Origin of the sequence: Kitasatospora sp. NPDC057940, from assembly GCF_042887425.1 — a bacterium.
Classification (GTDB): domain Bacteria; phylum Actinomycetota; class Actinomycetes; order Streptomycetales; family Streptomycetaceae; genus Kitasatospora.
The window spans coordinates 1-25,348 of the sequence record NZ_JBHVPH010000057.1 but is presented as its reverse complement, the minus strand read 5'-3'; the positions used below and the strand labels follow the sequence as shown (position 1 = coordinate 25,348).

The following is a 25,348-nucleotide window of genomic DNA, read 5'->3' as shown; positions in this document are numbered from 1 at the left end:
GGCAAGCAGGCCGACCTGGTCGTGCTCGACTCCGAGGGCTACGACCTGGTCGCCGTCATGCGCCGCGGCCGCTGGGTCCTCGGCGGCGAGCGCTTCGACGTGGTCAAGCCCGCCTGACGGCCCGCCGGAACGCCGACGGCCGCCCTTCCCCCACGGGGACGGGCGGCCGTCTCGCGTTCGGCTCAGCCGATCAACCGGTCAGATGCTCTGCCGGTCAGCCGCTCTGCCGGTCAGCCGGTCGCATTCGGTTCGAGGGTGATCTGGTCGATCAGGATCGAACCGGAGGGCACGGTGAAGGTGATGGTGTTCGCCCCGGCCTGGAGCTGCGGGAGTATCCAGGTGTTGAACCAGGAGGACGCCGGGTCCTTGCCGGACGCGTAGTTCTTGAAGAGCAGCCCGCTCGGCCAGTCCTTGCCGTTCACCGAGGCGGCGCCCTTCAGGTCCCCGCCGGTGTTGTTGTAGTGCACGTTCAGCTTGTAGGTGCCGGCCGCGGCGACCTCGCCGCTCCAGGTCACCGAGCCGCCGGGCTGGAGCGTCAGGTAGCTGCCGTCGGCGGACTTGGTGCCCTTGATGCCGTTGCCGGACGGCGCGTTCTGGGCCTGGAGCTGGCCCGCGTCCACGGTCAACGGCCCGGCCGGGGCGGTGGTGCTCGCCGAGGCCGAGGGGGTCGGGGACGAACTGCCGGCCGCCGGGGTGCTGGGGGGAGCCGCGGCGGTGGTCTGGACGCCGCCCTTGGCGGTCTTGTCGCCGTCCGGGTCGCCCTTGGAGAGCGCGATCCCGGCGCCGATCGCTATGGCCGCGACCACCGCGACCGCACCGATCACCGCGCCCTTGCTCCGGCCGCTGCTCGACCGGTCCTCCCCCGGCTGCGGCCGGGAGTGCTCGGCGTAACGGGTCTGCTGGGTGGGCGCGGTGCCGTACTCGGGCTGCTGCTGCGGCGGGTACGGCTGCTGGCCGCCGGGGTAGCCCTGCTGCGGCCCCGCCTGCTGACCGTACTGGGGCTGCTGCGGCCGCGGCTGGTAGGGCTGCTGCCCGTACTGGGCCCGGCCGACCTCCATCGGACGGCTGTACGGCGTCCGGGGCACGCCCTGCTGTGGCTCGGCCGGCTGCCCGGAGGCACCCTCCGCCGGGCGGTAGAGGTAGCCGAACGGGTCGTCGTCCTGCGGGGCACCGCCCTCGGGCGCTCCGTTGTTGCCGGCGGTCGTCACGGTGGTCAACTCCCCCATCCGGTTCGCGCCGCCGGGATGCGGGGCCGCCGGCGCAGATCATGGACGCTGTCGTACCCGGGAACCCTACCTGTCCTTTGTGACAGCCGGAAAAGAACCCTTGACAACCCGTGGGTAACCAGGACCGGGCGGGTTCAGCCCGCCCGTCGGTGCGAACGCTCGCCCCGCGCGCCGCGCACCGCGCCGCCCCGGGCCCGCTTCTCGTCGTACATCCGCTCGTCCGCGGTGTGCAGCACCTCCTCGATGCTCATCCCGCAACCCGCCCAGCCGACCCCGAGGCTCACCCCCACCCGCATCGCCCGGCCGTCGATCCGCATCGGCGGGATGATGGCGCCCCGCAGCCGGTGGGCCAGGTCCTTGGCCTCCTCGCGGCCGATCCCGTCGGCCAGCACGACGAACTCGTCGCCGCCGAGCCGGGCCACCGTGTCGCCGTCCCGGACGGCCTGGCTCAGCCGCCGGGCGACCTCGACCAGCACCGCGTCGCCCGCGTTGTGGCCGAACCGGTCGTTGATCGACTTGAAGCCGTCCAGGTCGCAGAAGAGCACCGCGAGCCCCTTGTCCAGCGAGGCCGCGACGCCGGAGCGGAACGGTACGGACCACGCCTCGCCGCCCGGGCCCTGGTCGGCCGGGACCACCGCGTGCACGTGCTCCCCGTAGCCCGGGGCGAGGCCGTACGGCGGGCCGCCCTCGGGCATCCCGTAGCCGTGCACCGGCCCGCCGTACGGGTCCGCGCCCTCCAGCCGGTCGTACGCGGCGTGCGCGCTGTAGGAGTCGGCCGGGTAGCCGTACGGCGCCGGGTAGGCCGGCTCGCCCGGCCCGGCGGGGGCCCCGACGGTCTGCGGCTCGGCGCAGAGCCGGCGGCCCAGCCGGGCCTTCAGTTCGGCGCCGTTCGGCAGGCCGGTGAGCGCGTCGTGGCTGGCCCGGTGGGCGAGCTGGAACTCGTGCCGCTTGCGGTCCTCGATGTCCTCGACGTGGGTGAGCAGGAAGCTCGGGCCCTCGGCCGCGTCCGCCACGATCGAGTTGCGCAGGCACACCCACTGGTAGCCGCCGTCCCGCCGGGACAGCCGCAGTTCCGCCCGGCCGCTCTCGGCACTGGTGCGTTCCAACAGCGCCCGGTCCTCCGGGTGCACGAGGTCGGCGAAGCTCTGCTGGCGCAGCACCGCGCGGGGGCGGCCGAGCAGGCGACAGAGCGCGTCGTTGACCCTGGTCAGCTGGCCGCGCCCGGCGCCGTGCAGTTCGGTGATGGCCATCCCGCTGGGCGCGTACTCGAAGGCCTGGCGGAAGCTCTCCTCGCTGGCCCGCAGGGCCTGCTGCTCCTTCTCCAGGCGGGCCAGCGCGCGCTGCATCTCGGCCCGCAGCCGGGCGTTGCCGATCGCGATGGAGGCCTGCAGGGAGAACATCTCCAGCGCCTCGCGGGTCCACGCCCCGGGCCGCTTGCCGCTGCGCGGGCGGTCCACCGAGAGGACGCCGAGCAGGTCGCCGCCGGCGCTGTACATCGGGGCGAGCAGTCCGTCGGCGGGGTGCCAGTCGTTGGCGTAGACGGGCAGCGGGCCGTCCCCGATCCAGCGCGGGATGTCGCTGGCGACGGCCCAGCCGCGGTCGTACGGCAGGAAGCGCAGGGTGCCCCAGTGGTCGCTGACGCCGAGCAGCCGGTCCCAGGACTCCCGGGAGCCGACCTGGCCGAGCAGGACGGAGGGGCCGCCCATGGTGCTCTCCTCCAGCTCCCAGACGGCCGCCACCACGAGGTCCCCGTCCGGGCGGACCAGGCTGACCGCGGCGGCGTCGAAGCCGAGCCCGTGCACCGCACCCTCGACGACGGCCTGCAGCGTGCCCGCCAGGCTGCGGGCAGCGTTGAGGTCCGCCACGACCCGGTGCAAGGTGCGGAGGGTCGCGAGACGGACGTACGGCTCCGACTCGGCTTCCATGCGGGGGCTCCCCGGCTGCTTCGGATAGTTCTTGATTGGTTATCGTCCGATTGCCAGAAGAACTGAATCACAGGGAGCACAGCGTTCGGCACGCTCGGTCAGCAATAGGCCATCACTTGTGACTTAAATCACACGACACTAATGCACCCTTAATCAGCTCATCCGCCCCATAGCGGGACATAAAGCGCTATCGGGATATTTCCCTTGGTCGACCGCATTGGCCCCGCCCTGAAGCCCGCTGCCGCCCGGCAGGCCCCTTGCTTCACTCCTGAGGGTGAGTCCCGAACCCGGCCGCAACCGCACCCCGTGCGCCGCTGGTCCTACGACCTCGGCCCGATGCCGATTCCGGCGGCCGCCGACTACCGTGCGGTACGTGTACTCGTCCCCGCAGCCCGAAGCTGCCTCCCACGCCACGCCCGACGAGTTCCGGGCGGCACTCTCCCAGCTCGCCTCCGGCGTGAGCCTGGTGACCGTCCACGACCCGGAGGACGGCGAGGACGTCGGCATGACCGCCACGTCCTTCCTGTCCGTGTCGCTGGAGCCGCCGCTGGTCCTGATCTCGGTCCGCGAGGACTCCCGGATGGACGAGGTGCTCTCCCGCACCGACACCTGGGCGGTCTCGCTGCTCACCGAGGGGCAGAAGGCGCTCGGCTCCCGCTTCGCCATGAAGGGTCGGCTCAGCGACCGGCTGCTGTTCGCGGACACCCCGCACCACCGCGGCCCCCGCTCCGGCGCCCCGCTGATCGACGGCGCGCTCGCCACCGTCGAGTGCCGCACCGAGCAGCGGATACCGGCGGGCGACCACACCCTGCTGCTCGGCCGTGTCCTGGAGGCCGCGGTACCCAGCCCGGCCGGCCGGCCGCTGCTCTACTTCCGCGGCGGCTACCGCGCCCTCGGCTGAACCGCCCCGGCTACTCGCCGCCCCGCGGCGACTGCCGCCCCTGCTTCAGCTCGGAGCGGCGCCGCTTGTTGGACAGCCGGCGCTCGACCATCCCCCGGCTCGGCCTGGTCGCCCGGCGGGACTTCGGCGGCGGCGCGCACGCCTCGGTCAGCACCGCCGACAGCCGGGCCGCGGCCGCCTCCCGGTTGCGCCACTGCGAGCGGAACTCCGAGGCCTGGATCACCAGCACCCGGCCGTCCACCAGCCGCCCGGCCAGCCGCTCCAGCGCGCGCTCGCGCCACACCTCGGGCAGCGCTCTGGACGCCGCCAGGTCGTAGCGCAGCTCGGCCTTGCTGTCGGAGGTGTTGACGTGCTGGCCACCGGGGCCGGAGGAACGCGAGAAGCGCCAGACGAGCTCGGTGTCGGGGACGACCACCGACCCCCGTACGCGGATGGGCTCGGGCATGCGTCCATCATCCCGCGCCCGTACCGCCCGGTCACCCGGTTATCCGCGGCGGCCGGCGGCCCGGTTCCGCGCCACCGCCCGCAGCCCGGACAATGGCGTACGTGATCGAGCTCGGCTACTCCCTCTCCAACCGCTTTCCCGACCCCCCGCAGACGGACTACCGCTCCGTCCCGGTGCGGTCCCTGCGGTACGACCTGTTCTGCGGCGACGTCTACCTGGACGCCGAGGGCGCCGAGCTGTCCACCGGCTGGGGGTGGGTGCCGGTGCTCGACTTCGCCTGGGCGCTGTGCGACATCGTCGAGGAGCTGGACCGCGACCCGGACGGCGGCCGGGCCGCCCGGGTGCAGACCGCGGACCTCGACTTCACCCAGAACACCGAGCTGCTGCGGTTCGCCCGCCGCTTCAACTGGGTCGAGATCACCGCGACCTGGCTGCCGGACGAGCCGCCCGCCGTGGTCCGCCACGGCGAGCTGCGGCGCGAGGCCCGGGACTTCCTCCAGGACACCCTCGCCGATCTCTTCGATATGCACCCCGAGCTGGCCGACAATCCGAACATCTGGTCGCTGCAGGGCCGGTTCCCCCGGATCTGACCAGGACATTGTCAGGCCTTTGCCGGCGGATTGGCGTCCACGAAGAATTCACGGGCTTCGCGGAACCAACCCACCGGAGTATTGCGTTGTCCCGGAAAAAGCGAACGAAGGGACTGCAATCGCCATGCCAGTGAGCCTTTCCAAGGGTGGCAACGTCTCGCTGACCAAGGAGGCCCCCGGCCTGTCCGCGGTCAGTGTCGGCCTGGGCTGGGACGTCCGGACCACGACCGGCACCGAGTTCGACCTCGACGCCAGCGCGATCGTCCTGAACGCGGACGGCAAGGTGCTCTCCAACGGGCACTTCGTCTTCTTCAACAACACCAGCAGCCCGGACAACACCGTCGTGCACACCGGTGACAACCGCACCGGTGAGGGCGCCGGCGACGACGAGTCGATCAACGTCAACCTGGCCGGCCTGCCGGCCGAGGCCGTCAAGATCACCTTCCCCGTCACCATCTACGACGGGGTCGCCCGCGGCCAGAGCTTCGGCCAGGTCCGCAACGCGTACATCCGCGTGGTGAACGCCGCCGGCGGCGCCGAGATCGCCCGCTACGACCTCTCCGAGGACGCCGCCACCGAGACCGCCATGATCTTCGGCGAGCTCTACCGCAACGGCGGCGAGTGGAAGTTCCGCGCCGTCGGCCAGGGCTACGCCTCCGGCCTGGCGGGCATCGCCCAGGACTTCGGCGTCCAGCTCTGACGCCCCGCCGGGCCCCTCCCGGCCCGGCGCACCGCCTGGAACGAAAGCGGCGCGGGACATCGGTCACACCGACGTCCCGCGCCGCTTTCGCGTGCCCGGCCCGGGCTCAGCGCGAGGCGCGCAGCTCCGGCAGCTGGATCAGCTCGGTCTCGTCCTCCGGGGTCAGGTCCACCACCGCGGGCGCACCCGGCGCCGACTCGGCCGCCGGCTGCGACTCCTGCGAGCCGGCCACGGCCTCCTGCACCTCACGAGCTTCCCGGGCCTCCTGCGCCTCGGCCTTCGCCTGCGCGGCCACCGCCTCGTCGCCCACCACGTCGGCCAGGTCCGTGCGCTCGCCCAGTTCGGCGACGCTGCCCACCGCCGGCGCCGGGGCCGCCGCCCGCACGGCCGCGCCCGAACCCCGGCCGAAGAAGCTGAAGCCCGGCCCGCGCACCGCCCCGGACTGCGCCGACCGCGGCCGCTGCCGCTCCACCTGCGCGGGCGCCGCGACCGGAGCGGACGGCGTCCCGCCGAGCTGCCCGACCGTGGCGGTCAGCGCCGGGCGCACCGGCGCGGGCCGCACCGGCGCCGGGGCCTGTGCCTGGCTCTGGTCCTGTGCCTGTGCCTGTGCCTGTGCCTGTGCCTGTGCCTGTGCCTGTGCCTGTGCCTGTGCCTGTGCCTGTGCCTGTGCCACCGGAGCCTGCTCCGGAGTGGGCACCGCGGGGGCCACCGGCGCCGGCACCGAGGGCGCCACCACCGAGGGCACGGGCGCCGGGGCCGCAGCGGCCGGTGCCGTACGCGCCCGCAGCGCGACCGCCGAGCCCGCCGTCCGCTCCCGCCGCGCCTCCTGCTCCGCCGCCCGCCGCTCCAGCAGCCGCAGCACGGACGCCGCACGGACGAACGCGGCCGGGCTGGCCGGGTACTTGGGGCGGCTCGCGGCGAGCGCCCGCTGGGCCGCCTCGGCCTCCTTGAGCGCCTGTTCGGCCACCGTCACGGCCCGCTCCCGCAGCAGCCGGGCGATCTCGGTCTCGGCCTTCGCCAGCCGCGACTTCTCCGCCGTCAGCCGCCGCCCGAACCGGGTGGCCCGCTCCTCGGCGACCTCCGCCGCGTACTCGGCCTCCGCCAGCTGCTCCTCGAAGCGCTCCTCGGCCCGCAGCCGCTGCGCCGCGGCCATCTCGGCGGCCGCCCGGGCCGCCTTGTCCCGCTGCCGCAGCAGCAGCGCGAAGCCGAGCGTCGCGACCACCGCCGCGACACCCACCGAACGCACCAGGACGGCGTCCTGACTGAAGAGCAGGGCGGCCAGCGCGGCGACGAGCAGCACGCCGGCGGCGGTGGGGGGGAAGATCCGGCCGAGGACGGAGGAATGACGGTGGCGTCCGCGAGACATGCCAAGAAACTAGCGTGCGAATTGGGGCCGTGTCAGCCCAGGGTCCTCTTCCGCCCTTGACAGTGCGCAAGTTTTACCGCACGTACCCGGCGTTTCACTCAAGATCACGAAAAAAGACCTGTTCAGCGGGGCGAGGGCGCCGGGCCGCTCGGATCGTCGTGGTTCTCCGGCAGCTTGCACACGTGCTGCAACCAGAGCGCCGCCGCGATCACCGCCGCCCCGGCCAGCACCGCGAGCCCGGCCGTGACGGCCTGGTCCTTGCGCGCCGACACGTCCAGCTCGCCCAGCAGGAAGATCCCCGCGCCCGCGTAGACGCCGGTGACCACCGCCGAGACCAGCGCGCTGGCCTGCCCCAGCACCACCGCCCGGGCCGCCAGCAGCGGGTCGACGCCCTTCGCGCCGGGCTGCCGCTCGCGCACCGCCTTCAGCCGGGACCGCAGCGAGAGGGCGGTCGCCAGCAGGACCACCGCCACCGCCGCCAGCACCACCGGTGCCGCGACCGGCACGGCCGGCAGCGTGTCCAGGGAGGCCCAGAGCTTGGCACCGGCCCAGGACAGCGCCGTGGTAGCAGCGGTGATGCCGACCAGCAGGCGGAGGCGAAGCAGCTTCACTCGGAGGAGGTCCTTCCCGGGGTTACCAGAGCCGGCCGCCGCCCGGTGGCCCGGCACAACGGCGCCAGGCCACCGTACCGGGCCCGGCCGGGCGGGTACCCGCGCGAACGGCGGACACCTACTCGTACGGCCGGGCCCCCCGGTCGAGTTCCCCGGCCGCCCTCACCGGGCCGCCGGGCCGGGGCCGGTCACTCCGGCAGCGTCAGCCGGATGTCGTCCCGCCGCCGGACGCCCTGCGCGCCCGGGCCGCCGAGCGCGTCCAGCAGTTCGCCGACCTGCCCGTGCCCTGGCACCTCGGCCTCCGGCTGGGCGTCCAGCCAGGGGGCGAGCACGAAGGCCCGCTCGTGCGAGCGGGGGTGCGGCAGCAGCAGCTGCGGGTCGTCGCTGAGCACGCCCTCGTAGGCCAGGATGTCGACGTCCAGGGTCCGCGGACCCCAGTGCACCGTCCGGACCCGCCCGAAGGCGTCCTCGATCGCGTTGCCGCGCTCCAGCAGGTCGCGCGGCGGCAGCGAGGTGCGCAGCACGACGACCGCGTTGTAGTAGTTGGGCTGTTCGTCCGGGCCGCCGACGGCCTCGGTCTCGTAGACCGCGGAGACGGCCTTGATCTTGAGCCCGGGGGTGTCGGCGAGCGCGTCGACGGCGCCCTGGAGGGTGTCCAGGCGGTTGCCCAGGTTGCTGCCGAGTGCGATCACCGCGCAGCGCTGGCTGTGCAGTGTGGTGTCGGCGGAGTCCACCCGGCTCTCCAGGTCGAACGTGGTCGGCGAGGCGGTCGGGTCGCTGGTGCTCATCGAGATCCCTCTGCAACTGGAACGGGGCGCACGGCGGCGGTCATGCGCGGCCCCGGTGAATGGTCACGGTCACGTCGTCGAACGGCACGGTGATCGGGGCGTCGGGCTTGTGCACGGTCACCTCGACCTCCTCGACCGCTTCGTGCTTCAGGCACTGGTCGGCGATGCGCTGGGCCAGGGTCTCGATCAGGTCGACCGGCTCCCCCGCGATGATCGCGGTGACCTCCTCGGCCACGAGGCCGTAGTGCGCCGTGCGGGTGAGGTCGTCGCCGGCCGCGGCGGGGCGGGTGTCCAGGTACAGCACGAGGTCGACCACGAAGGTCTGGCCCTCGATGCGCTCGCGCTCGAAGACGCCGTGGTTGCCCCGGGCACGCAGCCCCCGCAGGGTGACGCGGTCCAGCAAACGAATCACTGCTCCCAGTCGGACGGGCCCCACCCGGAGAATGGCATGGACGAGCGGGGCGAAGGCGGGCAGCACACCCGCCACTCCGTTTCGAATCTACCCGCGGGCGCTGACAACGTCTGACCGTCCTACCCGGCACGAACCGTCGCCACGCGCACCGGAATGGCGATTGACGTGAACGTTCGGTGACCACTCGGGAATTCCCGGGCGACCGCCCGGCGGCGTTTTCCGAAGGCCGCCCGAATCAGTCCTCGTCCTCGTCGTCACCGCTGGTCAGAACGGGTGAACCGTGGTGCGACCAGAGCTTCCACCCGCCCGGGGTACGGCGGAACAGATTCGTCGACACGACCTTTCCGCCGACCAGCGGACCGAGTTCCCCCTCCTCCTCCGCCTCGCCGCCGGAGAGGATGTTCTCGGTGCACGTGACAAGGGCCACATCTCCGTGGACCTCGGCCTCGACATCGGTCAGGAAGAACTGGATGTACTCCGTGTTCATCATGATCAGCATGTACGAGCGGGTCACCTGCGCCCGCCCGCGCAGCACCGGCCAGCCGGGGTGCACGCACACCACGCCGCCCTTGTCGTCCGCGTCCGCGGCCCCCAGCCAGGCGTCCTCGACCGCCTCCAGGTCCCCCTCCTCCAGCGCCTGGTAGAGCGCCTGGTTGGCCGCGAGCACCGCCTCCAGGTCCGCCTCGCGGGCCTGGCCGGCCGTTCCGCCGCTCAGCCTGCCGTCACCTGTCACAGACCCTCCCTCACCCCTTGCCGGGCCGCGTGCTGCCAGGCCGCGACCACCCGGACGGCGTCCGCCGTGCCGGACACGTCGTGCACCCGCACCGCCCAGGCGCCGGCCTGGGCCGACAGCACCGACACCGCGGCGGTCGCGTCGTCGCGCTCCCGGGCCGGGCGCAGCGCCCCGGTTTGCGGGTCGGCGAGCAGCGTACCCAGGAACCGCTTGCGCGATGCGGCGACGAGGACGGGACGGCCGAGCGCGGTGAGCGCGTCCAGCCGGCCGAGCAGCGCCCAGTTGTGCTCGGGGGTCTTGGCGAAGCCGAGGCCCGGGTCGAGGATCAGCTGGTCCTCCTTGACCCCGGCCGCCAGCAGCGCGTCCACCCGGACGGCCAGCTCGGCGACGACGTCCGTCACGACGTCCCGGTAGACCGCCAGCCGCTCCATGTCCGCGGACTGGCCGCGCCAGTGCATCACCACGAACGGCGCGCCGGTGTCGGCGACCACCCGGGCCATCTCCGGGTCGGCGAGCCCGCCGGAGACGTCGTTGACGAGCGCGGCACCGGCCGCCACGGCCTGCTCGGCGACGGAGGCCCGCATGGTGTCGACCGACACCACGACCCCGGCGGCGACGAGCTCGCGCACCACCGGCAGCACCCGGCGCAGCTCCTCCTCCTCGGGCACCCGCTGCGAGCCGGGCCGGGTGGACTCGCCCCCGACGTCCACCAGGTCCGCGCCGCGGGCGCGCAGGGCGAGCCCGTGCGCGATCGCCTTGGCGGGGTCGTGCCAGAGGCCGCCGTCCGAGAAGGAGTCGGGCGTGACGTTGACCACACCCATCACGGCGCAGCGGTCGAGCCGCGGCAGTCCGGCCGGCAGCGAGAAGGACGGCGAGTTGCTCATGCGCCCATTATCGAACGGGGCCCCCGCCGAGGATTCTCGGCGGGGGCCCCGTTCGTCGCGGCGGTGCCTCAGGCGGCCTCGGTGACGTCGCGGGCGCCCGGGGTGGGCATCAGGCCCTCCCGCTGGCGCCGGCGGCCGAAGCGCGGCATGCCGAGGGTGATGAAGGCCTCGGCCTGCATCGCGGCGAAGCCGATCCGCGGCAGGTCCCGGGTGTTCGGGAAGACCAGGAAGCGCGGTTCCCACTCGGGCTGGAACTTGGCGTTGAACTTGTACAGCGACTCGATCTGGAACCAGCGCGAGAGGAACACCAGCAGTCCGCGCCAGGCCCGCAGCACCGGGCCGGCGCCGATCCGCTCGCCGCGGGCCAGCGCCGAGCGGAACATCGCGAAGTTGAGCGACACCCGGCGCACGCCCATCGCGGGCACGGCCTGGAGGGCGGCGACGATCAGCAGCTCGTTCAGGCCCGGGTCGGCCGCGCGGTCGCGGCGCATCAGCTCCAGCGAGATGCCGTCCGGCCCCCAGGGCACGAAGTGCAGCACGGCCTTCAGGTCGTCGCCGCTCTCGCCCTCCTCCGGGGCCTTGTGGGCGGTGACCACCACGCAGTCGTCGTCCAGCGGGTCGCCGAAGCGCCCGAGGGCCATCGAGAAGCCGCGCTCGGTGTCGGTGCCGCGCCAGCGGGCGGCGGCGTCGGCGATCCGGTGCTTCTCCTCCGGGGTGAGGTCGCTGACCCGGCGCACCTGGCAGGAGTAGCCGTTGCGCTCGATCCGCTTGACCATCTGGCGGACGTTGCGCATGGCCCGGCCGGCGAGCGAGAAGGTGGCGGTGTCGACGATCGCCTCGTCGCCCAGCTCCAGCGCGTCCAGGTCCGCCTCGCGGGTCCAGACCTCGCCGCCGACCTCGCTGCAGCCCATCACGGCCGGCACCCAGGCGTGCTCGCGGGCCTCGGCCATGAACACCTTGATCGCACCCGGCCAGGCCTCGACGTCGCCGACCGGGTCGCCGGAGGCCAGCATCACGCCGGAGACCACCCGGTAGGAGATCGCGGCCTTGCCGGTGGGCGAGAACAGCACGCTCTTGTCGCGGCGCAGCGCGAAGTAGCCGAGCGAGTCGCGCTCGCCGTGCCGGGTGAGCAGCTCGCGGACCTTCTCCTCGTCCTCCGGGGTCAGCTCCGGCTTGGGCTTGCCCGGGCGCAGCGCCAGGTAGGCGGTGGTGAAGGCGGTCAGCAGGCCCAGCCCGCCGAGCAGGTAGGCGACCAGGTCGGACATCCGGACGTTGTTGTACCGGATCGGCCCCTCGAAGCCGAACAGCCCGTACACGACGTGCTGGAGGCGCTCGGGCAGGGCCGGGTAGCCGATCTCGTACTTGGTCCGGGTGCTCACGATCAGCAGGCCGAGCAGCACGCTGACGGCGCCCATCACGATCAGGTTGACCAGCGCCCGCCAGCGGGTGCGCGGGTCGGCCTTGGCGTAGAACTCGCGCTGGTGCACCAGCATCACCACGAAGACCGCCAGCGAGACCACCGCCGGGCCGACCTGGTGCCAGCGCACGATGTGCAGCGCGGCGCCGACCGGCAGCAGCACGCACACCGCCCGCCAGGCCCGCCGCTTGCGCCGACGCAGCGCGTGCGCGAGCAGCACCAGCAGCAGGCCGACCATCATCGTCCCGACCGCGGCCAGCGAGGTGGTGCCGCCGGGCAGCTGCCCGGTGAAGGTGTGCATCTTGGAGTGCCGGAGCTTGGGGAACACCGCGCTGGCGATGTCGACCAGGCCGATCAGCAGACAGGCGTACCCGACCGCGCGGGGCAGCCAGGCCCTCGGAACGGCCGCCGCCTGGGTGCGAAGCGTCTGCAGGCCGCGTCGGCGACGCGGCTGCTCGGGGCTCGGCTCAACGGACACGGGAACGCTCATGGAAGCTCAGCGTAGAGGCTGCGGGACGCCGTCCGGTCACTCCGGGGGAGCACGTGTGATGGACCTTCAATGCCTTTTCCTTCATCAGGCAATGCGCATACCAAGGACCCGGAAACGGTCGGTAAACCGGTGCCGTGGGCGCGCTGCGGTGGAGCCGGGGACGGAGCCGAGGGCCTGCCGCCGCGTGGCGCGGCAGGGTCCTCCGGTACGCCGTACGTACGGTGGACGCCGCATTCTAGGGCGCCGGTTGCCTGTGGCTCCCCCCGCCCTCCCAGCTCGCCCGGGCATCCGGACAGCCTAGCCGCGGTGGCCGGAGCTGACGGACCGCCAGACGATGAGGCGTGCACCGACAGTGTCCCACCGGAAGGCCGACGGCATGGAACTGACCAGCGACGCGCTGGTGAACTCGCTGCTCGCACTCGGCGCTGCGGCTCTCGTCACCACCCTGTGGCTCTGGCCGCGACTGGCGCGCCAGCGCCCGCTGCCCGTGCTGGGCCGGATCGGCCTGCTGACCGTCACTCAAGTCGCGGTCGTGGCCGTGCTGGCGCTGGCGGTGAACAACTCCTTCGGGTTCTACACCTCGTGGGACGACCTGCTCAGCCCCGGCAGCACCAAGCTCGCGCTGACCAGCAACGAGAACCACAAGGGCGGCGCCCCGGCCTCGGACACCCAGCTCCAGCCGACCGACGAGGGCGGTCTGGAAACCGTCACCGACCTGCCCAAGGGCCCGCCCGAGGAGGTCGGCAAGGTCGAATCGGTCCGGGTCACCGGCAAGGAGACCGGGCTGTCCGACCAGCTGTTCGTCTACCTGCCGCCCGAGTACTTCGACCCGAAGTTCGCCCTGGTCCGCTTCCCCGTCCTGGTCGCCATCTCCGGCTTCCCCGGCACCTCGCTCAACCTGATCAAGGAGCTGCCGCTCCTGCGCACCGCGGCCGAGCTGCGGAAGTCCGGCAAGATGCCGCCGACCGTCGTGGTCATGGCCCGCCCGACCGTCGCCCCGCCGCGCGACACCGAGTGCGTGGACGTCCCCGGCGGCCCGCGCACCGAGACCTGGTTCACCAAGGACCTGCCGGAGGCGCTCCGCAGCACCTACCGGACCGGCCGCTCGGCCGCCTCCTGGTCCGTCTTCGGCTACTCGACCGGGGGCAGCTGCGCGCTGCGGCTGGCGATGCGCTTCCCGAACGTCTACGGCATCGGGGTGGGCCTGCACAGCGAGTACAAGGTCAAGGAGGACCAGTTCACCGGCGGTGACCTGTTCGCCGGCGACGCCGCCCTGGCCCAGCAGAGCGACCTCGACTGGCGGCTGACGAACCTCCCGGCCCCCGCCCTCTCGCTGCTGGTGGTCTCCTCCCGCAAGGAGGGCGACTTCGCGCAGACCCTCCAGTTCGTCGACCACGCCCAGCAGGTCGCCGCGGCCAACCCGCAGTTCAAGGTCGACTCGCTCTACCTGGACGACGGCGGCCACAACTTCGACAGCTGGACCCGTGAGCTGCCGTCCTCGCTGGAGTGGATCGGCCAGCGGCTCGGCTGACGCGGGCAGGTGACGCAGCCGACGGCCGGCCGGTCCGAGGGGACCGGCCGGCCGTTCCGCTATCGGCCGATGATGAGGCTCATCGCCTCGGCCCGGGTGGCCGGGTCGCGCAGCTGGCCGCGGACGCACGAGGTGATGGTCTTGGCGCCGGGCTTGCGGATGCCGCGCATCGACATGCACATGTGCTCGCACTCGACCACGACGATCGCCCCGCGCGGCTCCAGGATCCGCATCAGCGCGTCGGCCACCTGGCTGGTCAGCCGCTCCTGCACCTGGGGGCGGCGGGCGTAGACGTCGACCAGCCGGGCCAGCTTGGACAGGCCGGTGATCTTGCCGCTGGCGGACGGGATGTACCCGACGTGCGCCACCCCGCGGAACGGCACCAGGTGGTGCTCGCAGACGGACGTCAGCTCGATGTCCTTCACGAGCACCATCTCGTCGTGCCCGAGGTCGAAGGTGGTGGTGAGGACGTCCTCGGGCTCCTGCCAGAGGCCCGCGAATATCTCCTTGTAGGCGCGTGCGACCCGGGCCGGGGTCTCCAGCAGCCCCTCGCGGTCCGGATCCTCACCCACGGCGAGCAACAGCTCGCGGATGGCGTTCTCGGCCCGCTTCTGGTCGAAGGTCCCGACGGTGGGTGGACCGTCGAGCGTCACCGGGTCGATCATGCGGGCCTCGCTTACTTGGGACGACTTTGCTGAACAGCACGGATGCCGCGTCTCCAGGGTACAAACCCCGGTGACGCGGCATCCATTCCGTACGATGCGCGGGATCAGCCCTCGGCGGGCGGCTCCGCGGTCGGCAGCGGCGGGAGCTTCACGATGTCCACCGGGGCGGTGTCGATCGCGGCGGCGCCGTTGGTGAGCGCCAGCTCCTTCGGGGACTGCACCGGAGGCCGGGTGGACGGCGTGCGACGGGACGAGCCCGTCCAGGCCGGCCGGGCCGGGCGCTTCACGATCGTGGCGAAGATCTCCGCGATCTGCTCCTTGTTCAGGGTCTCCTTCTCCAGGAGCTCCAGAACCAGGTTGTCGAGCACGTCGCGGTTCTCGACCAGGATCTCCCAGGCCTCGTTGTGCGCGTTCTCGATGAGCTTCTTGACCTCTTCGTCCACCAGCCCGGCGACCTCTTCCGAGTAGTCGCGCTGGTGGCCCATCTCGCGGCCCAGGAACGGCTCCGCGTTGTCCGAGCCGAACTTGATGGCGCCGAGCCGCTCGGTCATGCCGTACTGGGTCACCATGGCCCGGGCGGTGGCGGTGGCCTTCTCGATGTCGTTCGACGCGCCGGTGGTCGGGTCGTGGAAGACCAGCTCCTCCGCCGCGCGCCCGCCCAGCATGTAGGCCAGCTGGTCGAGCATCTCGTTGCGGGTGGTGGAGTACTTGTCCTCGTCCGGCAGCACCATGGTGTAGCCGAGGGCGCGGCCGCGCGAGAGGATCGTGATCTTGTGCACCGGGTCGCTGTTGGGGCACGCCGCCGCCACCAGGGCGTGGCCGCCCTCGTGGTACGCGGTGATCTTCTTCTCGCGCTCGGACATGATCCGGGTGCGCTTCTGCGGACCGGCCACGACGCGGTCGATCGCCTCGTCCAGGATGCCGTTGTCGATCAGCTTCTTGTCCGAACGGGCCGTCAGCAGAGCGGCCTCGTTGAGGACGTTCGACAGGTCCGCGCCGGTGAAGCCGGGGGTGCGCTTGGCGACGGCCGAGAGGTCGACGTCGGGCGCGATCGGCTTGCCCTTCTGGTGCACCTTGAGGATGTCCAGCCGGCCCTGGAGGTCGGGGCGCTCGACCGCGATCTGGCGGTCGAAGCGGCCCGGGCGCAGCAGCGCCGGGTCCAGGATGTCGGGGCGGTTGGTGGCCGCGATCAGGATCACGCCACCCTTGACGTCGAAGCCGTCCATCTCGACCAGCAGCTGGTTGAGGGTCTGCTCGCGCTCGTCGTGACCGCCGCCCAGACCCGCACCGCGGTGCCGGCCGACGGCGTCGATCTCGTCGACGAAGACGATCGCCGGGGCGTTCGCCTTGGCCTGCTCGAAGAGGTCGCGGACGCGGCTGGCGCCGACACCCACGAACATCTCGACGAAGTCCGAGCCGGAGATCGAGTAGAACGGCACCCCGGCCTCGCCCGCGACGGCACGCGCCAGCAGGGTCTTGCCGGTACCGGGCGGGCCGTAGAGCAGCACACCCTTGGGGATCTTGGCGCCGACGGCCTGGAACTTGGCCGGCTCCTGGAGGAACTCCTTGATCTCGTGGAGCTCCTCGACCGCCTCGTCGGCGCCCGCGACGTCCGCGAAGGTCGTCTTCGGGGTGTCCTTGGTGAGCAGCTTGGCCTTGGACTTGCCGAACTGCATGACCCGGGAGCCGCCGCCCTGCATCTGATTCATCAGGAACAGGAAGACCAGGACGATGATGACGATCGGGAGCATCGACAGCAGCAGGCTGACGAAGGTGCTCTGCTTCTCGGGGCTGATGGTGTAGCCCTCGGCGAGCGTGCTCTGGTCGTTGTCGTTGATCTGGGCCTGGAGCTTGTCGGCGATCGCAACACCCTGGTCGCCGATGTACGAGGCCTGGAACTTGCTGCCGGACGGCGTCTTGCCGGTACCGGCGTTGGACAGCGTGGCGCCGTCCTTCAGCTGGATCTTGATCGTGTTCGAGTCACCAGTGGTGATCTGCGCGGACTTGACCTGCTTCGCGTCGATCGCCGCGACGACCTGACCGGTGTCCACCGTCTTGTAGCCGTTCGAATCCGAAACGACCTGCATCAAAACGATGACGGCGAGGACGGCCAGCACGATCCACATGATCGGCGCACGGAAGTATCGCTTGACGTCCATCCATGCGGGGCGTTGCCGCCCCGTCCCTCCTGCCACTCAACGGCGCCGCGGGCTGGGTGCCGCCGGCGCATCCTGGTCGGTGCTCATGTGAAGAGCGGTTTTAATGGACCGTACCGCAGTCGGACCCGCCGATGGCGGGAGCGCAGCGACACGGCGGTCGTTCTTGGTCCCCCCGGTCCAACGGGCGGGAACCGGCTCCTGTTCCCACCCGTAGCCCGAACGGAGCCCTCAGCCCCCGTAGACGTGCGGAGCGAGCGTCCCGATGAAGGGCAGGTTACGCAGCTTCTCCGCGTAGTCCAGGCCGTAGCCGACCACGAACTCGTTCGGAATGTCGAAACCGACGTACTTCACGTCGATCTCGACCTTGGCCGCGTCCGGCTTGCGCAGCAGGGCGCAGACCTCCAGCGAGGCCGGGCCGCGCGAGCTCAGGTTGCCCAGCAGCCAGGACAGGGTCAGACCGGAGTCGATGATGTCCTCGACGATCAGGACGTCCCGGCCGGCGATGTCGGTGTCCAGGTCCTTCAGGATGCGGACCACGCCGGAGGACTTGGTGCCCATGCCGTAGGACGACACCGCCATCCAGTCCATGGTGACCTGCGAGTGCAGGGCCCGGGCGAGGTCGGCCATGACCATCACAGCCCCCTTGAGGACGCCGACGATCAGCAGGTCCTTGCCTGCGTAGTCCCGGTCGATGCGCTCGGCCAGCTCCAGGAGCTTGGCGTCGATCTCGTCCTTGCTGATGAGCACCTTCGCGAGGTCAGCGCCCATGTCGTTCTGGTCCACCGGGGATACGTCCTCAAACGTTCGGGGTCTGTGTGGCCGGCGGCCGACTACCCCGGGACATGCCCGCCCGTCAGTCGCCCTGCCGCCGAAAGACCAGCGTGCCACACCTGCGGGTGGCCTCGACGCCCCCGGGTAGGTGCAGCGGCCCCTGGCCGCGCCATCCGGTGACCAGCAGGTCGATCGTCTCCAGGTGCCGCGCGAACAGGTCCCCGGCCGGGCAGCCCGCCCGCAGCGCGGCCCGCCGCAGCACCCGGCGGCGGACCGCGGGCGGGAGCTCGGCGAGTTTCACCGCGTCCAGGGCGCCCTCACCCGTCCGGAGGTCGCGTTCGGCCAGGGAGGCCCACTGGTCGAGGGCGTCCGCGTCGTCGCGGAACAGCCGGGCGGTGCGGGCCAGCGCCTCGACCACCCCGCCGCCCAGGTGCTTCTCCAGCACCGGCAGCACCTCGTGCCGGACCCGCGAGCGGGTGTAGGCGGGATCACAGTTGTGCGGGTCGTCCCAGACCGGGATCGCCTGGGCGGAGCAGGCCTGCCGGGTGGCCGCCCGGTCCAGCTCCAGCAGCGGGCGGCGGTAGCGGCCCTTCTGCGCCGGCATCCCGGCCAGCGAGCGGGAGCCCGAACCGCGGGCCAGGCCCAGCAGCACCGTCTCGGCCTGGTCGTCCCGGGTGTGGCCGAGCAGCACCGCGACCGCGCCGAGCCGCTCGGCGGCCGCGTCCAGGGCCGCATAGCGGGCGTCCCGGGCGGCGGCCTCCGGGCCGCCGGACCGGCCGACCCGCACCGGGATCGCCTCGACCGGGTCCAGGCCGAGCGAGCGCAGCCGTTCGGCCACCTGGGCGGCGCGGTCGGCGGAGCCGGGCTGCAGGCCGTGGTCCACGGTGACGGCGCCGACCCGCAGGCCGATCTTGGGGGCCTCGAAGGCGGCGGCGATGGCCAGCGCCATCGAGTCGGCGCCGCCGCTGACGGCGACCAGCACCAGCGGCGAGCCGGGGGCGGCCGGGGTCCGGGGCAGTCCGGACGGGTGCCGGGCGGCGTTGCCGATCAGGGTGGTGCCGACGGCGGCGCCCACCAGGGGCACCCCGGCCGGGCGCTGGCGGGGCTCGCGCACGGGCGCGGTGAAGGTGGTACCGGCCTCGGCGGCGAGGTCGGTGAGCGTGCGGCGGACGGCCAGGCGTATCGCTGCGACTGCGGGGTGTGGACCCACGGCGGACGACTCCTCGACGGAGGGGACAGGACGGCGGCTCGCGCGGCGGGGCCGCGCAGCTTCATGAGCGCCCTGTTACCGGGCGCTCACAGATGGTGGCAGAAAGGAGCACCCCGCTACGCCACCCGCGCCACCGGTACGACCACCGTCCCACGTTCGGGTGAATGGAGAAACGTATCTTCACCCTCCAGCTGCCCGATTGGACCACTCGTACGAGCGGGTTTGACCACCACCGACCACCGCGCGGCAGTTGGGGTCCGAGCCCCGTCCGAGCCCTGCCCGAACCCTGTCCGAGCCCCGTCCGTGCCCGCCTCAGCGGGCGACGCGGGCGACCCAGGCGGCCGGATCGTGGATCTCCTCCTTGGTCGGCAGCGTGTTCGGGGAGGTCCAGACCCGGTTGAAGCCCTCCATGCCGACCCGCTCCACCACCCCGCGCACGAACACCGCGCCGTCCTGGTACTGGCGCAGCTTCGCGTCCATCCCGAGCAGTCGGCGCAACAGCAGGTCGAGCCGGTTCGCCCCGCGGTCCCGGCGCTGCTGGAACTTCTCCCGGATCTCCGCCACGGTCGGCACCACCGCCGGGCCGACCCCGTCCATCACCACGTCCGCGTGGCCCTCCAGCAGCGACATCACCGCCGTCAGCCGGCCCAGGATCTCGCGCTGCGCCGGCGACTGGACGACCTCCATCAGCCCCGCCGACGGCATGCCGTCCCGGCCCCCGGCCCCCGGCAGCCCGCCGCCGAGCGAACCCGCCGCGTCCCGCAGCCGCTCCAGCAGGGCGCCGGGGTCCACGTCCGTCTCCGCCAGGAAGGACTGCACCTCGGACTGGATGTGGTCGCGCAGCCACGGCACCGCGGTGAACTGCGTCCGGTGCGTCTCCTCGTGCAGGCAGACCCAGAGCCGGAAGTCGGACGGGTCGACGTCCAGCTCCCGCTCGACGTGCACGATGTTCGGCGCCACCAGCAGCAGCCGGCCCGGCCCCGGGCCCTCCGGCCCCAGCCGGGGCTTGTCGAACAGCGCCGCCGGGCTGTCCGGAGCCTCCAGCGAAGGCTCCGCCGGGGCGAAGGTCTCGTACTGGCCGAGCACCTTCCCGGCCAGGAACGCCAGCAGCGCGCCCACCTCGATCCCGGTGGCCTTCTCCCCCACCGCGCCGAACACCCCCGCCGTCGGGCTGCTCGCCCGGCGCGCCTGGAGCTTCTCCACCAGCGGCTGGACCACCGTGCGGAAGCCGGCCACGTTCGCCCGCACCCAGCCCGGGCGGTCCACCACCAGCACCGGCGTCGCGGTGGCCGCCGTCAGACTGCTCGACCGCATCCCCGTGAACGCCCGGACGTGCTCCTCGGCCTCCAGCGCGTGCCGGCGCAGTTCGGCGACCACGGCCGCCGCCTCCGCCCGACTCACCTCCGGCCCCGGCCGCACCAACCTGGTCGCGGTTGCGACCGCGAGATTCCAGTCGACCATGCCAGCACCGCCACTCGCGCTCGTCATGCCCTCACCGTACGTGCTCCCACCCACCAGCGGCAGCCACCCGCCACGAACACCCTCACCCCGCCCGACGGGGCGGGGGCCGCGGGCGGGCGGCGGCGGGTCAGTGGCAGCCGCAGGTGGCGAGACGGGCGGCGATGCGGTCCATGGCGGCGCGCGCGGTGTCGGCGGCGGCGGTGGTGCGGGTCATGACGGCGAAGGCGAGGAGGCGGCCGTCGGCGTCGACGACGGTGCCGGCAAGGGTGTTGACGCCGCTGAGGGTCCCGGTCTTGGCGCGGATCAGACCGGCCGCGTCGGCGGCGCCCGAGCCGGTGCCGTAGCGCTTGCCGAGGGTGCCGGTGAAGCCGGCGATGGGCAGGCCGGTGAGGACCGGGCGCAGGGTCGGGTGCTGGTCGGAGGCGGCCAGGGCGAGGAGTCGGACGAGGACGGCGGGCGGGACGGCGTTGCCCGGGTGCAGTCCGCTGCCGTCGTTCAGGGACACGCCCGCCATCGGCACGCCGAGCTTGGCGAGTTCCTGGGTGACGGCGGTGGCGGCGCCCTCGAAGCTGGCCGGTTGGCCTGCGGCGAGGGCCGCCTGACGGGCCATCGCCTCGCCGATCTGGTTGTCGGAGGTGGTGAGCATGCGCTCGACCAGCCGGGCGACGGTCGGCGAGTCCACCCGGCCGAGGACGGGGGCGGCGGCAGCGGCCGGGGCGGCGGCGGGCCTGGCCGTGCCGTCGACGGTGACGCCCTGGGCCTTGAGCAGGGCGGCGAAGACCTCGGCGGCCTTCCCGGCCGGGTCGGCGACCCGGGCCGGCGCGTCGTCACGGCTCTTGGGGTCCACCTTGGCCTCGTCGACCATCAACGGGACGACCAGGGCGATGTTCTGGCCGTCGTGGTTCTTGTGCTGCGGGTTGCCCGCGTACATCGACAGGTCGTAGTCGAGCTTGACGGTGGTGGTGCCGGCGGCCTTGAGGGCGGCGGCGGTCTGCCGGGCCAGGGCGTCGAGCGAGGCGGGGGCGGTGTCGGCATCGGCCGCCTGGCCGCCGATCTGGACCTGGTCGGCGGGCAGCGCGGTGAGCGTCGGGTCGCCGCCGCCGACCAGGGTGATCGTGCCGGGGTCCGCGCCCCGGACCACCCGGGTGGTCAGCCGGGTGTCGCCGGGGATCAGCGACAGGGCCGCGATCGCGGTGGCCAGCTTGGTGGTGGAGGCGGGGGTGGCCGGGGTGTTCTCGCCGGAGCCGTACAGGAGTTGACCGTCGGCGGCGTCCGCGACGGCGAAGGTGACGGTGCCGAGGCTCTTGTCGGCGACGACCGCGGCGAGCGCCTGCTGGAGGCCCTGGGCGGTGGGTGCGGCGGCGGAGCCGCCGGCCTCGACGATGGCCAGGACGGCGCCGGGGGCGGGGGCGGGGGCGGGGCGGGCACCGCCGCCCGGGGCGGGGGCGGAGCCGGTGGGGCCCGTGGAGCCGGTGGAGCCGGTACCGGTGGGTGTGGAGCCGGCGGCGGTGCCGGAGGTGGCGGGCTGTTCGCCCGGGCGGGTGGCCGGGGTGTCGCCCGGCCTGGACTTGCCGTCGCCCTTCCCCCGGCCACCCTTCCCGCCGTCGCGGCCGTCCCGGCCGTCCCGGCCGTCGCCCTCGCCGTGCTCGGTGCTGTGCCCGCCGGGGCCCGGGGAGGGCTGCGCGTACGCTCCGCCCGAGGTCAGGACCGTTCCGGCGACCAGCAGGGCCGCTCCGAACAGTCCCGCGGCCGTCCCCCTGCGGCGGCGCGCCGCCCCGACCCCTGTTCCCACCGACCGGCCCCTTTCCTGAGCACTCACTCCCGTAGGAGACACTTGGATTCTGTCAGTCCCTACCTTGGAGGAACCGTTGGAATTCGACGTCCTTATCGAAATCCCGAAGGGCTCTCGTAACAAGTACGAGGTCGACCACGAGAGCGGCCGGCTGCGGCTCGACCGGATGCTCTTCACCTCGACCCGCTACCCGGCCGACTACGGCTACGTGGAGGGCACGCTCGGCGAGGACGGCGACCCGCTGGACGCGCTGGTGATCCTGGACGAGCCGACCTTCCCGGGTTGCCTCATCAAGTGCCGTGCCATCGGCATGTTCCAGATGACCGACGAGGCCGGCGGCGACGACAAGCTGCTGTGCGTTCCGGCCACCGACCCGCGCTGGGAGCACCTGCGGGACATCCACCACGTGTCGGAGTTCGACCGTCTGGAGATCCAGCACTTCTTCGAGGTCTACAAGGACCTGGAGCCCGGCAAGTCCGTCGAGGGCGCCAACTGGGTCGGCCGCGCCGAGGCCGAGGCCGAGGTCACCGCTTCGATCAAGCGTCTGGCGGAGCAGGGCGGTCACTGAGCCGTCGTTCCGATCTCGTTCGATCAGATAGTTCTGAGCAGTTCGAGGTAGGTCGGGGCAGCCGGAGGCCGGGGTTCGCGGATTCGTCCGCGGGCCCCGGCCTTCGCCGTGTCCGGGGCCGGACGCGGCCGTCTTGCCGACAGCCTGTCGGCAAGACGGATTGTTAGGTTAGGCTAACCAAAACAGTCGGGGCCGAATCCGATCCTGGAGGCCGCATGCCCACGCCCGAGCCCGTCCCGTTCTCCACCGCGCTCCGCACCGCCAGCAGCGAGGAGCACGAGGCTGCGGAGCAGTCCTCGTTCATGAGCCACCTGCTGGGCGGACGGCTCGGCATCGAGGCCTACGCCGACCTCACCGGCCAGCTCTGGTACGTCTACCGGGCCCTGGAGGACCGCGCCGGACACCTGGCCGAGCACCCGCTCGCCGGGCCCTTCATCGACCGGGCGCTGCTGCGCACCGCCGCCATCGAGCGCGACCTTGCGCACCTGCGCGGGCCGGACTGGCAGGACGGCCTGGCGCCGCTGCCGGCCACCGCCGCGTACGTCGCGCGGGTGGAGGAGCTGGCCGGGACGTGGCCGGCCGGGTACATCGCGCACCACTACACCCGCTACCTGGGCGACCTGTCCGGCGGTCAGATCATCCGCGGCATCGCCGAGAAGACCTGGGGCTTCGAGCGCAAGGGCGACGGCGTGCGGTTCTACGTCTTCGAGGAGGTCGACAACCCGGCCGCCTTCAAGCGCGAGTACCGGGCCCGGCTGGACGCCGCCGGGCTGGCGATGGACGAGGTGGAGCGGCGCCGGGTGGTCGAGGAGTGCAAGCGGGCCTTCGTGCTCAACGGCGCGGTCTTCCGGGACCTGGACGCGCGTTACCCCCTGAGCGCCTGAACGTTTCTCCCGAGGCGCACCCGCCCGGGTGCGCCAACGGATCGGCCCCGGCGAGCGGTTGCTCGCCGGGGCCGTCGCGCGTCCCGGGGGTGCGTCAGGAGCGCGCGCCGCGCCGGTTGCGCACCAGCACGGTGGCGCTGCCGCCGACCAGCAGCAGACCGGCCGCGGTGGCCAGCAGCGGGACCACCGGGGTCTCCGAACCGGTGGCGGCCAGCACGCCGCCCGCACCGCCCGCGCTGCCCGCACCGGTCAGGCCGCCGCCGGTGGTCAGCGAGGCGCCGCCGACCGTGCCGGTGCCCGAACCCTGGCCTCCGGCGGGCTGGTTCGCGCCACCGGCACCGGCACCGGACCCGGCGGTCGGCGGGGTGGCCGGCAGCTTGGCGTCCTTGTCGAACGCCAGGGTGGCGCTGACCGGGTCCAGGGCCGTGCCCGCCGGGTAGTTGGAGAACACCGGGACGCCCTCGGCGGTGAGCGTGGCCGGGACGCCGGAGAGCGTCACCACGCCGTTGACCGGCTTCAGGGCGGAGGCGGGCACGTCCAGCTTGGCGATCCGCGCGCCGCTCAGCGACGTCGCCTTGCCGTCGGGGGACTTGCCGTTCACGTCGGCGGTCAGGAAGGCCCCGCCCTGGTCGATCGTCAGGCCCAGCTTGGAGAGCGTGGTGTCGAGCGCCCAGCCGTCCTTGCCCGGGTGGCCGAGGAAGCGGACCGAGCCGTCGAACGCGGCGGTCAGCGAGTGGTCGGTGGTGTTGTAGCCGCCGGTGGCGCCGCCGAAGCGGTAGTCGGCCGCGCCGCCGCCGAACTCGACCTTGCCGCTCGCCATCGGGGTGGCCAGGTACGCGCGGAAGCTCTCCTTGACCTTCCAGTCGAGGGTGCCGTTCAGCACGGGCAGTCGGCCGGGGGCGCCGGTGGGCGCCGGGGTCCCGGTCGCGGACGGGGTGGCGCTCGCGGACGGCGAGGCGGTGGCGCTCGGCGACTGCGTCGCGGACGGCGTCGAGGTGGCCGACGGCGTGGCGGAGGGCGTGGCCGACGGCGTGCCGGTGGCGGACGGCGAGGCGGTCGGCGTGCCCGTGGCGGACGGCGTCGACGTCGGGGTCGGGGCCGTCGGCGAAGCGGTGGCGGTCGCCGTGGCGGTCGGCGACGGCGTCGCCGGGCTCTGCTTCAGCAGCAGCGACAGCGGGTCCATGTCCGTCCCGGCCGCGTAGAAGCCCGCGAAGGCCTTGGCGCCCTGCTCGGTCAGCTTCGCCGCCGTCGGCACCCCGGTGGTGGTGTCCCGCCCGACGGTGAACGTCACCAGCGGCACGTCGTCCCGTCGGGTGACCTCGGTGGCGCCCATCGACTCCTTGGAGGCGGTGTCGGCGGTGAGCGTGCCGGTCGTCCCGGCGGTGGTGACCTTGAGGTCGCTGAGGGCGACGTCCAGCGCGCCGTGGTGGGCGGTGAAGCGGACCCCGCCGGTGAAGGAGGAGCTCAGCGCGTGGGTGGCGAGGTCGTACGTGGCGTTCGCCAGGCCGAAGTGGAAGGTGCCGTCGGCGTTGGTGGTGGCGCCGCCGGTCAGTTCGATGGCGCCGCCCTGGGAGGCCGGGCCGCTGACGTAGCTGCGGAAGCTGGCCTTCACGCCCCAGTCCAGCGAGCCGGTGTCGTACGTGACGCTGCCGGGGCCGCCCGCGCCGAAGGCCAGTGCGGGGGCGCCGAGGGCGGTCAGGCCGAGGCCGGCGGTGGCGGCCGCGAGGGCGGCCAGCCGGGTGCGGTTGCGGGACATGGTGGGTACTCCGTTCGGATGGGGCGGGGGGAGGGAGCGGGGGGACGCTCCGGGGTGTCAGGC

The 25,348-nt window shown here is 73.0% G+C and carries 23 protein-coding genes; 6 read left to right on the top strand and 17 right to left on the bottom strand.

The window, feature by feature from the left end; translation table 11 throughout:
- Positions 1 to 230: 230 nt before the first annotated feature.
- Together ACFVTF_RS38220 and ACFVTF_RS38215 are read right to left on the bottom strand one after the other, a co-directional pair.
- Positions 231 to 1,217: a hypothetical protein gene (locus tag ACFVTF_RS38220; protein ID WP_387818843.1), complete on the bottom strand. Its 987-nt coding sequence runs from the start codon at positions 1,215 to 1,217 to the stop codon at positions 231 to 233.
- Between the two features lie 143 nt (positions 1,218 to 1,360).
- The gene (locus tag ACFVTF_RS38215) at positions 1,361 to 3,151 is read right to left on the bottom strand and encodes a diguanylate cyclase domain-containing protein (protein WP_371517541.1); all 1,791 of its coding nucleotides are present in this window, start codon (positions 3,149 to 3,151) and stop codon (positions 1,361 to 1,363) included.
- 373 nt (positions 3,152 to 3,524) lie between these two features.
- On the opposite strand from ACFVTF_RS38215, the gene ACFVTF_RS38210 reads away from it, so the two are divergent.
- Positions 3,525 to 4,052, top strand: a complete 528-nt coding sequence (locus ACFVTF_RS38210; protein ID WP_350885220.1) for a flavin reductase family protein — start codon at positions 3,525 to 3,527, stop codon at positions 4,050 to 4,052.
- A 10-nt stretch (positions 4,053 to 4,062) separates the two neighbouring features.
- On the opposite strand, the gene arfB is transcribed toward ACFVTF_RS38210, so the two are convergent.
- Positions 4,063 to 4,497 carry an alternative ribosome rescue aminoacyl-tRNA hydrolase ArfB gene (gene arfB / locus ACFVTF_RS38205; RefSeq protein WP_387818842.1) on the bottom strand — a complete coding sequence of 145 codons (435 nt, stop codon included), beginning with the start codon at positions 4,495 to 4,497 and terminating at the stop codon, positions 4,063 to 4,065.
- Positions 4,498 to 4,589: 92 nt separating this feature from the next.
- Here arfB and ACFVTF_RS38200 point away from each other — a divergent pair, with 92 nt between their 5' ends.
- Together ACFVTF_RS38200 and ACFVTF_RS38195 are read left to right on the top strand one after the other, a co-directional pair.
- Entirely contained in the window at positions 4,590 to 5,087 is a 498-nt protein-coding gene (locus tag ACFVTF_RS38200; RefSeq protein ID WP_371517543.1) for a hypothetical protein, read from the top strand.
- 124 nt (positions 5,088 to 5,211) lie between these two features.
- Complete coding sequence (locus ACFVTF_RS38195) at positions 5,212 to 5,787, top strand: TerD family protein (RefSeq protein WP_350885215.1); 576 nt, start codon at positions 5,212 to 5,214, stop codon at positions 5,785 to 5,787.
- Positions 5,788 to 5,893: 106 nt separating this feature from the next.
- On the opposite strand, the gene ACFVTF_RS38190 is transcribed toward ACFVTF_RS38195, so the two are convergent.
- From ACFVTF_RS38190 to ACFVTF_RS38160, 7 genes are all read right to left on the bottom strand, one after another.
- Entirely contained in the window at positions 5,894 to 7,153 is a 1,260-nt protein-coding gene (locus ACFVTF_RS38190) for a hypothetical protein (RefSeq protein ID WP_387818841.1), read from the bottom strand.
- A gap of 122 nt (positions 7,154 to 7,275) precedes the next feature.
- Entirely contained in the window at positions 7,276 to 7,764 is a 489-nt protein-coding gene (locus tag ACFVTF_RS38185) for a DUF3180 domain-containing protein (RefSeq protein ID WP_063348244.1), read from the bottom strand.
- Between the two features lie 188 nt (positions 7,765 to 7,952).
- Positions 7,953 to 8,552 carry a 2-amino-4-hydroxy-6-hydroxymethyldihydropteridine diphosphokinase gene (folK, locus tag ACFVTF_RS38180; protein ID WP_363586580.1) on the bottom strand — a complete coding sequence of 200 codons (600 nt, stop codon included), beginning with the start codon at positions 8,550 to 8,552 and terminating at the stop codon, positions 7,953 to 7,955.
- A 40-nt stretch (positions 8,553 to 8,592) separates the two neighbouring features.
- Complete coding sequence (folB, locus tag ACFVTF_RS38175) at positions 8,593 to 8,952, bottom strand: dihydroneopterin aldolase (protein ID WP_371522717.1); 360 nt, start codon at positions 8,950 to 8,952, stop codon at positions 8,593 to 8,595.
- A 247-nt stretch (positions 8,953 to 9,199) separates the two neighbouring features.
- The gene (locus ACFVTF_RS38170; RefSeq protein WP_063348246.1) at positions 9,200 to 9,697 is read right to left on the bottom strand and encodes a nuclear transport factor 2 family protein; all 498 of its coding nucleotides are present in this window, start codon (positions 9,695 to 9,697) and stop codon (positions 9,200 to 9,202) included.
- Positions 9,694 to 10,581, bottom strand: a complete 888-nt coding sequence (folP, locus tag ACFVTF_RS38165; protein WP_371517546.1) for a dihydropteroate synthase — start codon at positions 10,579 to 10,581, stop codon at positions 9,694 to 9,696. Before folP ends, ACFVTF_RS38170 begins: the two co-directional genes overlap by 4 nt.
- Positions 10,582 to 10,649: 68 nt before the next feature.
- Complete coding sequence (locus tag ACFVTF_RS38160) at positions 10,650 to 12,488, bottom strand: phosphatidylglycerol lysyltransferase domain-containing protein (RefSeq protein WP_387818840.1); 1,839 nt, start codon at positions 12,486 to 12,488, stop codon at positions 10,650 to 10,652.
- Positions 12,489 to 12,864: 376 nt separating this feature from the next.
- Between ACFVTF_RS38160 and ACFVTF_RS38155 the strand changes: the two genes are divergently transcribed.
- Positions 12,865 to 14,019: an alpha/beta hydrolase gene (locus ACFVTF_RS38155; protein WP_387818839.1), complete on the top strand. Its 1,155-nt coding sequence runs from the start codon at positions 12,865 to 12,867 to the stop codon at positions 14,017 to 14,019.
- A gap of 59 nt (positions 14,020 to 14,078) precedes the next feature.
- On the opposite strand, the gene folE is transcribed toward ACFVTF_RS38155, so the two are convergent.
- The 6 genes from folE to dacB form a co-directional block, all read right to left on the bottom strand.
- Positions 14,079 to 14,684 carry a GTP cyclohydrolase I FolE gene (gene folE / locus ACFVTF_RS38150; protein WP_063348250.1) on the bottom strand — a complete coding sequence of 202 codons (606 nt, stop codon included), beginning with the start codon at positions 14,682 to 14,684 and terminating at the stop codon, positions 14,079 to 14,081.
- A gap of 104 nt (positions 14,685 to 14,788) precedes the next feature.
- Positions 14,789 to 16,843, bottom strand: a complete 2,055-nt coding sequence (gene ftsH / locus ACFVTF_RS38145; RefSeq protein WP_350885202.1) for an ATP-dependent zinc metalloprotease FtsH — start codon at positions 16,841 to 16,843, stop codon at positions 14,789 to 14,791.
- A 228-nt stretch (positions 16,844 to 17,071) separates the two neighbouring features.
- Positions 17,072 to 17,626, bottom strand: coding sequence for a hypoxanthine phosphoribosyltransferase (hpt, locus tag ACFVTF_RS38140; protein ID WP_063348252.1), 555 nt, complete (start codon positions 17,624 to 17,626; stop codon positions 17,072 to 17,074).
- Positions 17,627 to 17,696: 70 nt separating this feature from the next.
- Positions 17,697 to 18,824: a tRNA lysidine(34) synthetase TilS gene (gene tilS, locus ACFVTF_RS38135; RefSeq protein WP_387818838.1), complete on the bottom strand. Its 1,128-nt coding sequence runs from the start codon at positions 18,822 to 18,824 to the stop codon at positions 17,697 to 17,699.
- A 312-nt stretch (positions 18,825 to 19,136) separates the two neighbouring features.
- Complete coding sequence (locus ACFVTF_RS38130) at positions 19,137 to 20,312, bottom strand: zinc-dependent metalloprotease (protein ID WP_387818837.1); 1,176 nt, start codon at positions 20,310 to 20,312, stop codon at positions 19,137 to 19,139.
- Between the two features lie 100 nt (positions 20,313 to 20,412).
- Positions 20,413 to 22,077, bottom strand: a complete 1,665-nt coding sequence (dacB, locus tag ACFVTF_RS38125; RefSeq protein WP_387818836.1) for a D-alanyl-D-alanine carboxypeptidase/D-alanyl-D-alanine-endopeptidase — start codon at positions 22,075 to 22,077, stop codon at positions 20,413 to 20,415.
- Between the two features lie 76 nt (positions 22,078 to 22,153).
- On the opposite strand from dacB, the gene ACFVTF_RS38120 reads away from it, so the two are divergent.
- Entirely contained in the window at positions 22,154 to 22,645 is a 492-nt protein-coding gene (locus tag ACFVTF_RS38120; RefSeq protein WP_063348256.1) for an inorganic diphosphatase, read from the top strand.
- 215 nt (positions 22,646 to 22,860) lie between these two features.
- Entirely contained in the window at positions 22,861 to 23,529 is a 669-nt protein-coding gene (locus ACFVTF_RS38115; protein WP_387818835.1) for a heme oxygenase (biliverdin-producing), read from the top strand.
- A 94-nt stretch (positions 23,530 to 23,623) separates the two neighbouring features.
- On the opposite strand, the gene ACFVTF_RS38110 is transcribed toward ACFVTF_RS38115, so the two are convergent.
- Positions 23,624 to 25,285: an HtaA domain-containing protein gene (locus ACFVTF_RS38110; protein WP_387818834.1), complete on the bottom strand. Its 1,662-nt coding sequence runs from the start codon at positions 25,283 to 25,285 to the stop codon at positions 23,624 to 23,626.
- Positions 25,286 to 25,348 lie beyond the last annotated feature (63 nt).

Coding starts and splice junctions, on each gene's coding strand:
- ACFVTF_RS38195 (WP_350885215.1), top strand. CDS start 5,212: ATGCCAGTGAGCCTTTCCAAGGGTGGCAACGTCTCGCTGACCAAGGAG.
- ACFVTF_RS38200 (WP_371517543.1), top strand. CDS start 4,590: ATGGCGTACGTGATCGAGCTCGGCTACTCCCTCTCCAACCGCTTTCCC.
- ftsH (WP_350885202.1), bottom strand. CDS start 16,843: ATGGACGTCAAGCGATACTTCCGTGCGCCGATCATGTGGATCGTGCTG.
- ACFVTF_RS38215 (WP_371517541.1), bottom strand. CDS start 3,151: ATGGAAGCCGAGTCGGAGCCGTACGTCCGTCTCGCGACCCTCCGCACC.
- ACFVTF_RS38160 (WP_387818840.1), bottom strand. CDS start 12,488: ATGAGCGTTCCCGTGTCCGTTGAGCCGAGCCCCGAGCAGCCGCGTCGC.
- arfB (WP_387818842.1), bottom strand. CDS start 4,497: ATGCCCGAGCCCATCCGCGTACGGGGGTCGGTGGTCGTCCCCGACACC.
- ACFVTF_RS38115 (WP_387818835.1), top strand. CDS start 22,861: ATGCCCACGCCCGAGCCCGTCCCGTTCTCCACCGCGCTCCGCACCGCC.
- ACFVTF_RS38155 (WP_387818839.1), top strand. CDS start 12,865: ATGGAACTGACCAGCGACGCGCTGGTGAACTCGCTGCTCGCACTCGGC.
- folK (WP_363586580.1), bottom strand. CDS start 8,552: ATGAGCACCAGCGACCCGACCGCCTCGCCGACCACGTTCGACCTGGAG.
- folE (WP_063348250.1), bottom strand. CDS start 14,684: ATGATCGACCCGGTGACGCTCGACGGTCCACCCACCGTCGGGACCTTC.
- folP (WP_371517546.1), bottom strand. CDS start 10,581: ATGAGCAACTCGCCGTCCTTCTCGCTGCCGGCCGGACTGCCGCGGCTC.
- ACFVTF_RS38190 (WP_387818841.1), bottom strand. CDS start 7,153: ATGTCTCGCGGACGCCACCGTCATTCCTCCGTCCTCGGCCGGATCTTC.
- ACFVTF_RS38130 (WP_387818837.1), bottom strand. CDS start 20,312: ATGACGAGCGCGAGTGGCGGTGCTGGCATGGTCGACTGGAATCTCGCG.
- ACFVTF_RS38110 (WP_387818834.1), bottom strand. CDS start 25,285: ATGTCCCGCAACCGCACCCGGCTGGCCGCCCTCGCGGCCGCCACCGCC.